Source organism: Methanomicrobiales archaeon, assembly GCA_030019205.1.
Lineage (GTDB): Archaea > Halobacteriota > Methanomicrobia > Methanomicrobiales > JACTUA01 > JASEFH01.
In genome coordinates, this window is sequence record JASEFH010000002.1 from 90326 (window position 1) to 104012 (window position 13687).

Consider the following 13687-nt stretch of genomic DNA (forward strand, 5'->3'; position numbering starts at 1 on the left):
GGCCCTCTGCGGCAGAGGACGCATCCGCCGAAGAGTTCACCGGCCTCGTGCCGCCGCAGCAGCTGTCCATGACGGAGAATCCGACGCCGTCCCAGCCGCACATCGTGCTCTTCCTCGGGTACCTGTTCGCACCGCTCCTCCCGGTGAACCCCCTGATGGTCGCCCGCGTCGTTGCCGCTGAGACGTTCGTCGGGAAGAAGTGCTCCTCCTCACACCGACGGTTGCGCTCGTCGGCGTCTCCGTCGCGGTTCCCCTATCGGCGAAGGTGAGCACGGTCATGGAGGCCTGCCAGGCATCGAGTACGCTTGTCCTCGTTCTGGTCCTCCTGCTCTTCGGGCGGCTCGCCGGCATCCTCTTCCTCTCGCCGGCGGTGCAGGCGGTCATCGGTGAGGGGATCCTTCTCCAGGATCTGCTCCTGATCCGCATCGGCACACGGATCTTCTCCCGCAGCGAGCTGATCGCCCGCGTGTAGGGGACGACCGCGGGATGCCGCATGCTGGCCTGGAGGGAGTGTGAGACCTCCCTGCCTCAAATCTCCAGGATATCCTCCCTATCGGCGGACGCTCCCCGCTGCTGCGGCGCCACGCTCTCGACGCGGGAGATGAGGGCTTCGACCCTCCCGTCGTTGAAGAGCGCCTGGAATCCCAGATACTCGCGGCGGTTCAGGATCAGCACGCCTTTCCGCTTCATGGGACGTCCATCCTCCCCCGTCGGGTTGATCTCGACTGCCAGGGACGCGGAGCGGCTCTTCGTGGGGGGCAGCCGCAGTATCGACACCCCCGGGACCGAGCTCTTCTTCCGCTCCCAGTCGCTCCCGCCCTCCAGGAAACCCCTCAGAATCTCCGTCGTGTTCATGGGGGAGGCTTCGCAGTTCCGGCATATAAGCTGCCTGCGGGCAGCGTGAAAGAGAACCGCTGCACACGCGGTTCCGCAGACCCGCACTCTTCCTACGCTGCACCGTCGGCCTTGCCTGTCGCCCGCGAAACCGCTGCCGCGATGGTGAAGGGGCCATCGAAGACCCCTACTATTATCACTGGCAAGAGCAATCACTCTGTGTGACCAAGAGCGCAGGAGACCCCGAATGCGGTTCGGGGCAGTGTGAGGAAAACACGGGAGGCGGCGCTGCGATGGCGGCAGATACCTCCCGCGGAGGAGGGGACGATGCCGGGTAGATGGCGGGAATCGGCATTCCAGGAGGAATGGTCCTGGGTCCTGGCGATTGCTGCCTCTACTCTTGCCGCCTTCGCCCTGAACGTCTACGGGCTGCTGTACGGCATCACCATCGTCCTGCCCCACCTCATCTACCTGCCGATCGTGATCGCCGCCTACCGGTTCCCGCGGCGGGGTGTTCCCTTCGCCGTTCTGCTCGGGGCGGCGTACCTGGGCATCGTCTACGCGCTCGGGGATGCAGGTGCAGCCGTATTCGCATCGGCTGCGAGCCGGGCCGTCGTCTTTATCGCCATCGGTGCCGTGGTCGCCTACCTCTCCCTTCACCTGAAGGAGGAGGAGGAGCGATACCGCGGGCTGTTCGAGTACTCCGAGGCGGGATCGTTCCTGGTGCGGCTCGAGGGAGAGGATGGGCGGATCGAGGAGGCAAACCAGCGGGGGGCAGCGCTTCTGGGTTATCCGGCGGATCGGCTGGCCGGGAGACCGATATCCGAGTTCTGGTGCGACAGAGACGCCGCGAAACGGTTCTTCGAGCGGATGGCACGCGAGAAGCAGGTGTCCGGCCAGGAGGTTGCACTGAAGCGGGCGGACGGGAAGCCCGTGCAGGCTCTCTTCTCCGCCGGCACCCTCTCCGGCGGGCGGCTGATCCTCACCCTTGTGGATATTACGGAGCGGAAGAATACCGAGGATGCCCTCCGTGCGGCAAACGAGAAACTCAACCTGCTGGGAGGCCTGACCCGGAGCGACCTCCTGGCCTCGGTCGACCGCATCTCGCGGACGCTGGAGGGGGGCGAGCGGCAGTTCTCGGATACTGCGATGCTGCACTTCATCCACACCCTCCAGGACCTCGCCCGCTCGCTGAGGAGGCGGATCGAGCTCACGCGGGACTACCAGGATCTGGGGAGAGAGCCTCCTGCGTGGCAATACGTCCAGGGGCTGATCCGAAAGGAGGCGGAGAGTCTGGACCTGAAAGGGATCTCCCTCCGCCCCTGGGTGGAGCGTCTGGAGGTCTACGCCGACGGTATGCTGGGGAAAGTGTTCCACAACCTCCTCGACGACTCCGTGCAGCACGGCAGGACCGTCTCGGAGATCGTCATCACGTACCGCCGCACTGACAACGGTCTCGATCTCTACTACGAGGATGACGGGATCGGCATCCCGGATGCCAGCAAGAAGGCGATCTTCGAGCACCGATCGGATAGGCCTTCTGGATTCGGGCTATTCCTGAGCCGCGAGATCCTGGGAATCACCGGCATGCAGATCGAGGAGTGCGGAGAGTACGGCAAAGGGGCGCGATTTGTGATCCATATTCCTGCAGAGAGGTACCGAATCGTGTGAGGGGAGAGATCGTGCACTACAGAAAGGTCCTGGTTCCAACGGACTTCTCGGAGTCCGCAAGGAAGATCGTGGAGTCCATCCACGAGGTCCCCGGCGTGGAGGAGGTGATTCTGGCGCACATCCTCGCCGCCACACCCTATGCATCCCGATCCTGGACGGAGGGGGGCGGTTCTCCGCTGGAGACAGTCTATGCCGAGCTCCGTCCCCTGGAGCAGCACCTCGAAGGGCAGGGGATTCGGGTGACCACGATCGTGGAGACGATCGGGGATGCCGATGTGCAGGGGGCGATCGTCTCCCTGGCGGAGCGGGAGCACGTAGACCTGATCGTGATGGCGCCCCGCGGACAGGAGTACAGCGGCGGCTTTCTCATGGGATCCGTATCCGGGAACGTATTCCGGAACGCCAGAAAGGACATCCTGATCGTCCCGCCTGCATCCCTCCTCGGGGACGGTAGGCGGGCCCTCCTCTCGACCGTGCTCGTACCGACCGACTTCTCGGAACCATCCCTCGCGGTGCTCCGGAGGCTGGAGAAGGAGCAGGGTATCGGGTCGGTCGTCCTGCTGCATGTGGTGAGCGACGAGGAGCGGACCGATCTCCAGAAGCTGCGTGCACAGGGGGCCGAAAAGAGACTGGGGCTCCTCGTGGCGGATCTGGAGAAAGCCGGGATCCGGGCTGCTTCCGTCGTCCGAAGCGGCAAAGCGGCACCCGTCATCCTGGGGGTCGCCGCAGAGGAGGACGTCACCCTGATCCTGATGTCCCGCGTGGGGCGGATGGACTCCATCCGCAACCTCCCCCTCGGATCCGTGACCGCGGATGTGGCGAGGGATGCGCGGAGACCGATGCTGGTCCCCTTTGTAGCCGTGGAGGTGAAAGTCGCCACGCGGGAACTCCGGCGGGAGGAGTTCCCCCTGGCGGAGGAGATATGGCTGGACTACCACCAGACCAAGGCGGATCCCGAGAACGACCGCATCTTCGGGGTGTTCGTAGACACCACGCTGGTCTCGGTCGCGCGGTGCAAACGGCACCCGGACGGATACGAGGTCGACGCCATCTTTACCCCGCCGCAGTACCGGGGCCACGGATACGCAAACAGGGCGGTGGGAGCGCTCGTGGAGGCCTGCCACCACGATACGCTCTACATGCACTCGGTGCTGAACCTGGTCGACTTCTACAGGAAGTTCGGGTTCGAGCCGATCGACGAGAACGAACTCCCGCCGACGATCAAGGCGCGGTTCGGGTTCGCCATGGGGGCGCTCGAGGGGTCGAACGTCCGTCCGATGCGGCGGCTGCCCCGCCACCCGTACTGTTAAGGTCCTGCCGAGGAGGACCGTGCCAATCCTGGAAAAAACCTCCCCCTCCACGCATCCCGAAGAATTGAGAAGGGTCGCGACGATCTGCGACCGCCTCCGGGGAGCCCGGACGCAGGGGGAACTCGGGATGCAGATTGCCCAGGCGGTGACGGATTGCTCTCTCCACGATCTCCAGCGGATTGGCGGAAGGCTGAAGCGGGAGATCGATCGCCTTCCCTCCCCCTATCGCGAAGCGGTCCGCCCCTATCTGACAGAGCAGCTCTTCGGCAGTCACCACACGCTCCTGACCCTGTCCCGTGCAGGAGCCTTCCACAGGATGGGATCCCCCTGGCAGACGGAGACGCTGCCACGGCCTACTGGAGAATGGTTCCGGCCGGCTGTCTCTCCTGGGATCGTGCCGAGAGAGACCCGGATCTGCGGAGTCCGCGGCTCCGTTTTTTCTACTATCTGGTCTGCGGGTTTCTGATGTTTGTCAGGGACAGCCCGGGGCATCCGGTGGGAACGCCCTTTCCCGGAGGATTCCACGTAGAGGAGCGGAACCGCTCGTACTACTGTCCTATCCGCAACAAGGAGAAGGATGTGGAGTTCTCCATCTGTACCTTCTGCTCCACGAGGCAGAGCGATGTGCCCTGAAAGATGGGGGTGCGATCGCAACGGCAACGAAATCTCAAGAGCTCTGGAGCCCAGATGGATCCAAACATTTTTTTGAGGCGGTTCAAGAGTACTGGCAGATGAAGATTCTGGTCGCTTACGCAACGCGGGCCGGATCCACCGCCGAGATCGCCGGGGTCATCGGGAAGGCGCTGGAGGATGCGGCAATGGAAGCGGACGTGCGGAATATCGCAGAGATCGTCGATCTCGGATCCTGCGACGCTGCGGTGATAGGATCGCCGCTGTACATGGGCAAGGTGCTCCGCGAGGTCGCCCCGTTCATCCAGCAGCACAGCCAGGAGCTGGCGGAAATCCCCTTGGCCGCCTTCGTCGTCGGCACCAGCATGGTCGGCCGTGAGGAGAAGTTCCGCGAGCAGGCAAGGACGATCATGGCCGGGGCGATGCTCCCGATCCGCCCCCGCGAGATCGGCGTCTTTGCGGGCGCCCTCGATCCCGACAGGATATCTGTCGGGGAGAGGGCCGTCATCAAACTCGTCAAAGCCCCCTACGGAGATTTCCGCGACTGGGATGCCATTCGAGCCTGGGCCGGACATCTTCCCGCGATCCTGCGGGACTGACAGGGACGCCGCACCTTTCTCCCCCCGATCGGGCACACGAGTCCGCCGAAGGTGAGAATCGAAGATCCTTCCCGCGGACCGCCCGCGGCAGCGGGAAGGATCCTCGGGATCGAACGCGGAATCCCGCAGAAGGCCAAATCGGGATAGATGCACCGTACGCAGGGGACTATTCCCGGAAGAAAACACGCGCAACCCGTTTTCCCTGAGACGGTGCTGGAGATCGAGGACCGATTGCAGGGACGATGCCCTCGTTCCCGCACCCCGCATGGGCCCTATCGGAGGAGGGGTGCACCCTTCCCCGGAATCCCCGCACGCGGTACGCGATTACTCCCGACCAGAATCCTGCCTCTTTCGCCCTCCTGCGATTGATCCCCCGCTTAGGGATTCGCGATACTCCTGCAGATTCTTCGAACGGATCCCGACTGTTCGAAAGATGGAGGGAATTGAATGAACAGACGCTCACACGTACGAATCGCACGCCAGACCATTCTTGCTTCTACCGGAACGGCACCACCGCACATGAGGGAGGCTGCTCCAGGTACAGGGCGGCTCTCGAGAGGCTGGCCAGAAACTCCCGCGGTGTCTGGAACGGCTCCACCTCCACGTAGTTCTTGAAGAGCTCGATCGGGGTATGGGCATCGGAGCCCGCGGAGATGGGTTTTTTCATCCGCCGGGCGTACGTCACGGCCTTGTGGTTGTCCCCGGGGAAGCGGTTCCGTCCGTTGTAGCCCTCGATGATATCGATCCGCCCGATGACAGCGTCCAGCACGTCCCGCCTCAGCACCGACGTCCGCCGCCGTGAGAAAGGATGCGGGACCAGAGCCAGCCCGTCCTGCCCGGCGATGATATCGAGCGTCTCCTCCGCGGAGAGGCCGCCCTTCACCTCTTCCGTCAGAAACAGACCCACGATCTCGCCGCTCTCCGTCTTGATCTCCTCGGCGAGGATCCGGGGTACGGAGGGATCGGCGGCGCGGATTGCCTGCATCACCCTTCGGGATCCCTCGATACTGTCGTGGTCGCAGACCATGGGCACGATCCCGCGCTGTCTCCAGGCCTGCACCAGAATACGCGGCGGCATGGCCGAATCCCTGGAATGCTCCGAGTGTACGTGCATGTCTATCTTCAGGGTCCCGGACGGGGAATGCAACTCTGCCAGACCTCTCCTATCCATGGGGGTCTCCTCCTGCACGGAACCCGGTGCCCGGGAGTTCCGGTGGTGCCTCTCCGCTCACGCCGGCGGAGGCGGGGGGACGATGGCGCAGACCGGGAGCACCGTGTTCTTGAGGTTCTTCTCCCGCGCAAAGGAGTAGAGCGCTACCACCTTCTCGCTCCCGTTGCAGACGAAGATCTCTCCATCCCTCTCCAGCACCGCAACATCGAGCTTCAATTCCGCACGGTTCAGCTCCTGCCTGTGGGCACGGATAGCGGCGAGGATGTGAAGACGCTCGCAGTACTCCTCCATGTCGATGGGCGGCTCTGACAGGGCCTGCTCGACCTCCCGCACACGGAACCGCCGGGTCAGGCCTGTTCCGAGAGTTGCGGCCCGGATCGTGCCCAGATGCTTCCAGCGGGTGTACAGATCCCCGATCTCCTCGAGCCCCCGGATCTCCCCCGAGTACACACGCGCACCTTTCAGCACCTGCTCCAGCGCCCAGCGCTCCTGGGCGGCACACAGCCTCGAGGCGATGCCGTGCACCTCCTCCCAACGGCATTCCTGCCGGTTCCTCACGGTTGCCATGCTGCCAGCCTCGAACAGCAGAACGTGTCAGCAGGAACAGCTCTGTGTCCGCGATTCGATATAAATAGCTACGACCCTGCGAATCCTGCAGGCTTTCCGTCCATCGCATCCATCCATCGACCATCCCTTCCCGGCAGACCAAGGCAGCAGAGTAGTTATGCGATCCGACCGGAAGATTCCGGGGACATGGATCTCGTCACGCCGTTTCTCATTGGCATCGGCCTCGCGATGGACTGCTTTGCCGTGTCGCTCGCCATCGGAGCCGGAAAACCTGCAAACAGGGCTGCAGCCGCTCTCGTTGCCGGCCTGTTCTTCGGGGGATTCCAGGCGGGGATGACTCTCCTCGGGTGGGGGGCGGGAGAGGCGCTGCTGATCCTGCTCGAGCAGGTCGGTCCTGTCGTCGCTGCCGCACTCCTCCTCTTCATCGGCGCGCGGATGATCCGGGAGGGCCTGGAAGAGGGATCTCCGGCGGAAAGCACGGATCCGCTCTCGCTGGCGCCGCTGACCGTCCTCGCTCTGGCGACGAGCATCGACGCCCTCGCCATCGGGTTCGGCATCGCCGCCGTCAACCTCCCGGTCCTCTCTTCCAGCCTGATAATCGGCGGGATATCCCTGCTCTTCTCCGTCGCCGGGGTGCTGCTGGGCGTTCAGCTCGCCGCGATCCTGGGAAAGAGGGTCGAGATCCTGGGCGGGATCGTGCTGATCGGCATCGGGATCCGGATCCTGCTGGAGGCATTCCAGCCGTGAAGTGGCGAAGATGGCGCCGCCAGGATTCCGCACCAGGATGCCGATGGGAGCCGGGCGACCGATGTCCACGGCCTGCGGCGGCACGATGTGCGCATGGACGGATGTGCGATGACCGCATGAGGGGGTCGACGAGACCGCCACTCTGCACGCGGTGCACCGGGCTGCCTGCCTGCCGATAAAAAGGCCGTTGCGTCCACGGGGATGCCTGTGCAGCCCGCCCCACGATACTCGCCCCGCCTGACGACAGGCCGGATCCATTCTATTCCGCCGTGGGCGGATCCGATAGGGGACCGGCATAAACTGCGGGAGGAGGCTCCCGCCGGCCTCTGCATCGCCTCCCAGACCCCGACCCCGCACTGCTGCATGCTCCCGACCCGCTCCCCTCACCGCAATCGCAACCCCTGTAAGGATCGTGGTCAGAACGGCCCGTCCTGCTCGAAGCTCCTCCCGAAGCGGATCGCCAGCTCCGCTTTGTAGAGCTCCTTTCCCAGGTAGGCCGCATGGTCGAGTCGGGATAGGCTGCCCTCCGTCAGCAGCGTGTAGAAGACGTCCTCCCAGTGCCGCCCCCGAACGGCACGGCATCCGTGCACCGCCACGATCCACTCCCCCTCGATGCCGATGCGGATGTTGCCCCGCGGGTCGTAGACGATCTCCTCCGGCATGGGCGCCGCCCGCATATCGGCGGTGTAGGAGAGGGGGGGCTCGCGTCTCCGCCGCTTCTCCTTCAGGACCAGGAGGTCGAGGCCGAGATCCTTGGGGTAGGGGCGGTCCCGCGCCAGCAGCATCATCTCGGTCGCCCGCCGCATCTCCGCGATCGAACCGCGGGTCTTGTCGGAGTGCTCGCTGATGAAGATGACCGCCGCCCCGAGTTCGTGGGCGATGCCGGCAAGTACGGCGTTGGCGCCGATGGAGTCGGCATCCAGCAGCTCGACGACGTTTCCCGCACCGAAGAAGAGCGGCCTCTCGATCCCCTCGAACCGGGCGAGGGATGCCGTCAGGCCGGATCCCACGGGCATGAGCAGGGGATCGGCGACGATGCGGCGAATCCCCATCTGCTCCGCGGTCCGCAGATTCTCCGCAAGCGTCCGCTCCCCGGGGACGATCACGGCGGCAACATCCCGATCGGCCACCTGCGCCCCGACGACGGGGAGGTTGCCCTCGTGCAGGCTGAGCACCAGATCGGCGCGGGAGAGGGCGGCTTCGATGAGCACGGGATCCTGCGTATCCACGGCGAGCGGCCCGGGAGTACCATCGAGCATCGAAAAACAGCGTTCCACATCCTCGGGCGTAGCGTCGAACCCGAACCCGAGATCCACGATATCAGCCCCCCGCTCGAAACAGCGTGCGACCTCGGCAACGATGTCCCCCCGCCGGTGGGCGTCCATGATCTCCGCCAATACCTTCATCCTCGATCCCCCGCCGATCTTCACGCCACGGAGCGTGAACACGCAATCCGCCTCCTCTTCCGCCCGCGCGATCCTTCGGATCGCCTGCTCCCGCCGGATCCCGGCCAGGAACTCGTCGGCGGGGACGGTGCGGGAGAGCTCCACGCTCCCCAGGAGAGCGAGCACGCTGGCGAGGTCCGCCGCGTGACGGGGTCCGCGGTAGACCGGGACGCCCATCTCCCGCTCCACGTCGAGGAAGGACGCCGTGCACATGCCGGAGACGATCGCCATGTCGTACCGCTCCTCCTCAAGCAGGGTGCGCAGCTGGCGGGGGGTGAGGAAGGATGCGATCTCTCCGGTGACCACGACCTTCGCATCGAGCCCTCGGGCGGCATCCTCGACGATCGAGGCTGTGGCAGCCCCTGTGGGGAGCAATATGCGCATACGCACCCTTAATATGCGGGAGGATAAAAACGGATCTGATCCGATGCTCAAGTGCGACCTCCACATTCACTCCAATTTTTCGCGGGACGGGGAGAGCAGCGTGGAAGAGATCCTGGATCGGGCAGAGAAGATCGGGCTGGACGCCATTGCCATCACAGACCACGACCAGACGGGCGGTGCCCGCTTCGCCCTGGAATGCGAATCGCCCGTCTTGGTGATCCCCGGGATCGAAGTCTCGACCCGCCAGGGGCACCTGCTGGTGCTGGGCACGGTCACGCCGCTGCCGGCGAAGCGCGATATCCTGGAGACCGTGGCGCTCGCCCGCTCCCGCGGGGCCCTCACAATCCTTCCCCACCCCTACCACATGTGGCGGCATGGGGCTGCCCTGAAGATGCGGGCCAGCGTGGAGGCGGTGGACGCGATCGAGGTTTTCAACAGCCGATTCCTGGTCGGCACCGCCAACCAGAAGGCTGCTCGGATCGCCCGCCGCTACGGTAAACCGGTCGTGGGCGGGAGCGACGCCCACCATGCCAGGTTCGTCGGATTCGGGCTCACGTACATACGGGCAGAAAAGAACGCGACGGCCATCTTCCAGGCGATCCGCCAGGGAAACACCATCGCCGGCGGACGGATGACCCCGCTCAGGACCTACACCCGCCAGTCGATCAAGAGCGCATGGAAGCGCGTGGAGCGCCGAGTGCGGCGATGAGACTGGCATTCCGTGTCTCCTACCTCGGAGGGGGGTTCGCCGGCTCCCAGGTGCAGCCCGGCTGCCGCACCGTGGAAGGGGAGTTCGTCGCCGCCTGCCGCAGACTGCAGCTCTTCGCCGATCGTCGTGAGGCACGGTTCTCCTTCTCCGGGCGCACCGACAGGGGCGTGCACGCACGGGGGCAGGTCTGTGCATTCGACACGGACGAACCCGAGCGTGCCTTATCGGGCCTCAACCCCCAGCTCCCGCGGGACTGCTGGTGCACGGGGTACGCCGAGGTGGATGCGGCGTTCCACCCGCGCCACGATGCCCGATCCCGTACGTACCGCTACTACATACCCGAAAATGGCCTCGATATCTCCGCGATGGACCAGGCGAGCCGGCTCTTCCTGGGGCGGCACGACTTCTCGTGCCTGGCCCGGATGGAGGCGGGGCAGAACCCGGAGCGGACCGTTCTCGCCGCAGGCGTCACCCGCGAGGAGGGCTTCGCCGTTTTCGAGGTGACCGCGGAGAGCTTTCTCTGGAACATGGTGCGGTGCATGGCAACCGTCCTCACCTGGACGGGGTGCGGCATCTCCGACCCGGTCCTCGTGACGGATCTGCTGGAAGGGAGGTGCCGCGAGCGCCCCCCGGCTGCTCCGGCGGAGGGTCTCGTTCTCTGGGACGTAGACTGCGGCATCCCGTTCCTGCCGCTGCCGCGGGACCGCAGGAGCGTCGCACATCTGGAGACGGTCCGCCGCCACCACGCGGTGATGGAGAAGGTCTGCCGGGGGCTCATCCCGCCGTAAGATGCCGTATGCGTTTATATAGCTGGACCCCCACCCCTGCGGGCAGGTGAGGCTGCAATGACCGTGGTCGAACCGGAGTGGCAGGCGCTCTGCAGGCAGATCCGGGGATCGGCAGGACGGGATGTGGTCTACGTTCTGGGCGGAAGCGACCGGGGGAAGACCACGCTCGCCCGCCACCTCGCCGCCGCCCTCGCCCTGCACCATCCGACCGCATTCATCGACTGCGACATGGGGCAGTCGGGGATCGGGCCCCCTGCCACGGTGGGCATGCGGGTGCACCCCGGCGGCGAGCATCTCCGCTTCGTGGGGTCGACAAGCCCGAGCGGGCACCTGCTCCAGACGCTCGCCGCCGAAAAACGGCTGCTGGAGAGGGCGCTGGCGCTCGGCGCAGCGAAGGTGATCGTCGACTCGTCGGGGTTCGTCTTCGGATCGGTGCCCGAGGAGTTCCAGTTCCAGACGATCGATCTCCTCCAGCCCGACCACCTGGTGGCGATCCAGCGGGGAGAGGAGCTCGAGGACCTCCTGGACAACTTCCGGCGGCACCCGGCGATGAGGATCCACCGCCTCGCCCCTTCCTTTGCCGTTGTCGAGAGGGGGAGGGAGCAGCGGAGGGCATACCGTGAGCGGCTCTTTCGAGAGTATTTCCGGGACGCCCGAATTCAGGAGATCCCGCTTGCTGCCCTCGGCGTGCACGGAAGAGTGCCGGTGGGCGGTGCAGCAGACACCGAAAGAGGCCTGCTCGTCGGGCTGAACGACGCCGAGAACTTCCTCCTCGCCCTGGGAATCCTGGAGGACTGGAAGCCCGAAGAACGGACTCTCACGGTCTTCGCCCCGCCCTACGAGAGGGACTCACTGGCAACGATCCAGTTCGGCTCCCTGCGGCTGGACCGCAGGAGCCTGGAGCGGCAGGGGTGATAAGAGGGCTGCGGATACGATAGGTTCATCAGCGGGGAGGGCGAGTGGACCCTGCATGCCGTCAGTGACATGGTTCGAGATCCCTGCCCGGGATCCCGAGCGGGCGCGAAGGTTCTACGCAGAGATCTTCGGCTGGCAGATCCGCCCGTTTCCCGCCCCGAATCGGCGCTGGCTGATCCGCACCGCCGGTCCTGGCGCCAGCGCCGGGGCTTTGACGAGGCGCGAGGCGGCTGATCAGCCCATCACCCTGTTCATCAACGTCCCCTTCCTGGACGAATACATGCGGAAGGTGAAGGAGCGCGGCGGCGAGATCCTCTCCGATGTCGAGGAGGTCCCGGACTGGGGCTGCTTTGTCACCTGCAGGGATCCCGAGGGGAACCGCTTTGGACTCTGGGAGTCGGTGCAGGGCAGAATGCCGCAGGCGGGGCTGCCCGCAACTCCGCCGGTCGAGACGGAGTTCCTGTCTCCCGAGCCGGAGCTGGAGCCCCGTCCCCAGGAGTGAGGGCGGGACTGCTGCAGCCCCCTCGGAATCGGGAGCGCCGCCTGCCGTCGGGCGGGCAGATCCCCCCGCCGCTTCGCCGTACGGAACCGCAGAGAGCGGTTCGTCAGATTCTCTCCTCGAAGTACTTGACAGCCTCCGGCGTCCACTCCTCGACGCGGGTGTAGAAGTAGCGCACGAGATCCGGCGGGGACTCGTTGATGGACTCCCTCACCTCCCCGATCATGGCGGGCGGGAGGTCGTCCTGTTCGGAGAGCGTCTCCTTGATCTTGTGCACTGCCTCGTCCACGTCTTCGCGGGTCTGCCAGACATCAACCATGCTTCTGTCTCTCCTGCGGGAATCTGCTACTGCTTTTTCTTATAAAAAAGTATCCCCAATCCCATCGGTTCGATTCCGCGGGAGGGATCCCTTCCGGAGCGTCCTGCGGGTCCGGAAGACTCCTGGCGTTGCTGCGGGCGCCCCCGCTGCATCTTCAGCCGGACCGGTATGCCTTTAGCGTGAGCGATCTACGTACTGCCATGCCAGAGAAGCTCTGTCCCATCGACAAGCAGCCCTGCATGGGCGGGCGATGTGCCATCTACAACGAGGAACTCCGTCTCTGCTCCTGGGCGGCCCTCGGGGGCGTGCGTGCGTCCCGCGACGAGGATCGAACTGCGGAATACGAAGCGGCGAAAAAGGCCCGCGACGAGAGGTCGAAGCGCTACCGCGTCCACCTCTTCGACTGAGCGTGATCAGGCCGGGCGGGCCTGAATGTTCGACGGGAGGAGCCGGCCGACGATGAACTCCGGCATCTGGTCCGACGTCTTCACGGAGAGGTAAAACCGTGCATCCGTCCCCACCATACCGCGGTACTCCGCGAGCACCTTGAAGTCGAACTTCAGGACCGGGATCCCGAGGACAGCTATGATCGCCCGGCGGGCCGAGATCTCCTTGACCTCGTTCAGGGCGATATCCTCCCTCTGCTTGTTGACTGACAGGGTTACGCTCTCCGCGCTGGGAATGGCCAGGATCTCCACGTTCCCGAGCTGCACCTTCTCGCTGTTGGGAAATATGACATCGTAGGTGGTCGTATAGGGATATGCCGCGGCTCCCGGAGAGTCGGCGAACGTTACCCCCATGGTGAAGAAGGCCGCGAGAACGAGCACCAGCACCGCGCCGGCGGCGATCAGGATCCGTTGCGTCCGACGGGACAGGTTCTGTCTCCGTTCCCGTATGACCGGGCGAACTTCCCGATGGACTTCGGGGGGCTCGGCGCAACTCTCCACAGCAGGCCTCTCTGCCCGGACTGCGGGAGCTGGCGCTGCCGGCGGTGAAGTCCCCGTGACGGCTCCTTCCGGGATGACATCGATATCTTTCGGATCTTCAGCCATTTCTCCCACTTCCATGGAAAAGGGGGATTTTGAACTATATAAGAATG

18 protein-coding genes are annotated in these 13687 nt (G+C 65.0%); 12 read left to right on the top strand and 6 right to left on the bottom strand.

Annotated elements, in window-relative coordinates; all coding sequences use genetic code 11:
- Positions 1 to 199: 199 nt before the first annotated feature.
- Positions 200 to 472 (top strand): hypothetical protein, encoded by a 273-nt coding sequence (locus QMC96_01950; GenBank protein ID MDI6875517.1) that lies wholly within the window; start codon positions 200 to 202, stop codon positions 470 to 472.
- A 56-nt stretch (positions 473 to 528) separates the two neighbouring features.
- On the opposite strand, the gene QMC96_01955 is transcribed toward QMC96_01950, so the two are convergent.
- Positions 529 to 855 carry a hypothetical protein gene (locus QMC96_01955; GenBank protein MDI6875518.1) on the bottom strand — a complete coding sequence of 109 codons (327 nt, stop codon included), beginning with the start codon at positions 853 to 855 and terminating at the stop codon, positions 529 to 531.
- A 306-nt stretch (positions 856 to 1161) separates the two neighbouring features.
- Here QMC96_01955 and QMC96_01960 point away from each other — a divergent pair, with 306 nt between their 5' ends.
- The 5 genes from QMC96_01960 (at position 1162) to QMC96_01980 (ending at position 5044) form a co-directional block, all read left to right on the top strand.
- A complete protein-coding gene (locus tag QMC96_01960; protein MDI6875519.1) occupies positions 1162 to 2505 on the top strand; it encodes a PAS domain S-box protein in 1344 nt (447 codons plus the stop codon).
- Positions 2506 to 2516: 11 nt separating this feature from the next.
- On the top strand, positions 2517 to 3815 hold the full coding sequence (locus tag QMC96_01965) for a GNAT family N-acetyltransferase (protein ID MDI6875520.1): 1299 nt from the start codon (positions 2517 to 2519) through the stop codon (positions 3813 to 3815).
- A 19-nt stretch (positions 3816 to 3834) separates the two neighbouring features.
- Positions 3835 to 4281 carry a DUF2115 family protein gene (locus tag QMC96_01970; GenBank protein ID MDI6875521.1) on the top strand — a complete coding sequence of 149 codons (447 nt, stop codon included), beginning with the start codon at positions 3835 to 3837 and terminating at the stop codon, positions 4279 to 4281.
- A complete protein-coding gene (locus QMC96_01975) occupies positions 4179 to 4448 on the top strand; it encodes a DUF2115 family protein (protein MDI6875522.1) in 270 nt (89 codons plus the stop codon). Before QMC96_01970 ends, QMC96_01975 begins: the two co-directional genes overlap by 103 nt.
- A 98-nt stretch (positions 4449 to 4546) precedes the next feature.
- The gene (locus QMC96_01980; GenBank protein MDI6875523.1) at positions 4547 to 5044 is read left to right on the top strand and encodes a flavodoxin domain-containing protein; all 498 of its coding nucleotides are present in this window, start codon (positions 4547 to 4549) and stop codon (positions 5042 to 5044) included.
- A gap of 496 nt (positions 5045 to 5540) precedes the next feature.
- On the opposite strand, the gene QMC96_01985 is transcribed toward QMC96_01980, so the two are convergent.
- Together QMC96_01985 and QMC96_01990 are read right to left on the bottom strand one after the other, a co-directional pair.
- Positions 5541 to 6122: a PHP-associated domain-containing protein gene (locus tag QMC96_01985; protein ID MDI6875524.1), complete on the bottom strand. Its 582-nt coding sequence runs from the start codon at positions 6120 to 6122 to the stop codon at positions 5541 to 5543.
- A 150-nt stretch (positions 6123 to 6272) separates the two neighbouring features.
- Positions 6273 to 6782, bottom strand: coding sequence for a hypothetical protein (locus QMC96_01990; protein MDI6875525.1), 510 nt, complete (start codon positions 6780 to 6782; stop codon positions 6273 to 6275).
- Between the two features lie 186 nt (positions 6783 to 6968).
- On the opposite strand from QMC96_01990, the gene QMC96_01995 reads away from it, so the two are divergent.
- Entirely contained in the window at positions 6969 to 7529 is a 561-nt protein-coding gene (locus tag QMC96_01995) for a manganese efflux pump (GenBank protein ID MDI6875526.1), read from the top strand.
- A 416-nt stretch (positions 7530 to 7945) separates the two neighbouring features.
- Here the strand turns inward: QMC96_01995 and QMC96_02000 are convergent, their stop codons facing one another.
- The gene (locus QMC96_02000; GenBank protein MDI6875527.1) at positions 7946 to 9358 is read right to left on the bottom strand and encodes a dihydropteroate synthase-like protein; all 1413 of its coding nucleotides are present in this window, start codon (positions 9356 to 9358) and stop codon (positions 7946 to 7948) included.
- A 43-nt stretch (positions 9359 to 9401) separates the two neighbouring features.
- Here QMC96_02000 and QMC96_02005 point away from each other — a divergent pair, with 43 nt between their 5' ends.
- From QMC96_02005 to QMC96_02020, 4 genes are read left to right on the top strand one after another with little or no spacing between them, the layout of a single operon-like run.
- Positions 9402 to 10067: a PHP domain-containing protein gene (locus tag QMC96_02005; GenBank protein ID MDI6875528.1), complete on the top strand. Its 666-nt coding sequence runs from the start codon at positions 9402 to 9404 to the stop codon at positions 10065 to 10067.
- A complete protein-coding gene (truA, locus tag QMC96_02010) occupies positions 10064 to 10855 on the top strand; it encodes a tRNA pseudouridine(38-40) synthase TruA (GenBank protein MDI6875529.1) in 792 nt (263 codons plus the stop codon). The genes QMC96_02005 and truA overlap by 4 nt, the downstream gene beginning before the upstream one ends.
- 57 nt (positions 10856 to 10912) lie before the next feature.
- Entirely contained in the window at positions 10913 to 11770 is an 858-nt protein-coding gene (locus tag QMC96_02015; protein ID MDI6875530.1) for a Clp1/GlmU family protein, read from the top strand.
- Between the two features lie 55 nt (positions 11771 to 11825).
- A complete protein-coding gene (locus QMC96_02020; protein ID MDI6875531.1) occupies positions 11826 to 12272 on the top strand; it encodes a VOC family protein in 447 nt (148 codons plus the stop codon).
- A 103-nt stretch (positions 12273 to 12375) separates the two neighbouring features.
- Here QMC96_02020 and QMC96_02025 read toward each other — a convergent pair whose 3' ends face one another.
- Entirely contained in the window at positions 12376 to 12588 is a 213-nt protein-coding gene (locus tag QMC96_02025) for a hypothetical protein (protein MDI6875532.1), read from the bottom strand.
- A gap of 200 nt (positions 12589 to 12788) precedes the next feature.
- Here QMC96_02025 and QMC96_02030 point away from each other — a divergent pair, with 200 nt between their 5' ends.
- Entirely contained in the window at positions 12789 to 12995 is a 207-nt protein-coding gene (locus QMC96_02030; GenBank protein ID MDI6875533.1) for a hypothetical protein, read from the top strand.
- A gap of 6 nt (positions 12996 to 13001) precedes the next feature.
- Here QMC96_02030 and QMC96_02035 read toward each other — a convergent pair whose 3' ends face one another.
- Positions 13002 to 13655, bottom strand: coding sequence for a hypothetical protein (locus QMC96_02035; protein ID MDI6875534.1), 654 nt, complete (start codon positions 13653 to 13655; stop codon positions 13002 to 13004).
- Between the last annotated feature and the right edge of the window lie 32 nt (positions 13656 to 13687).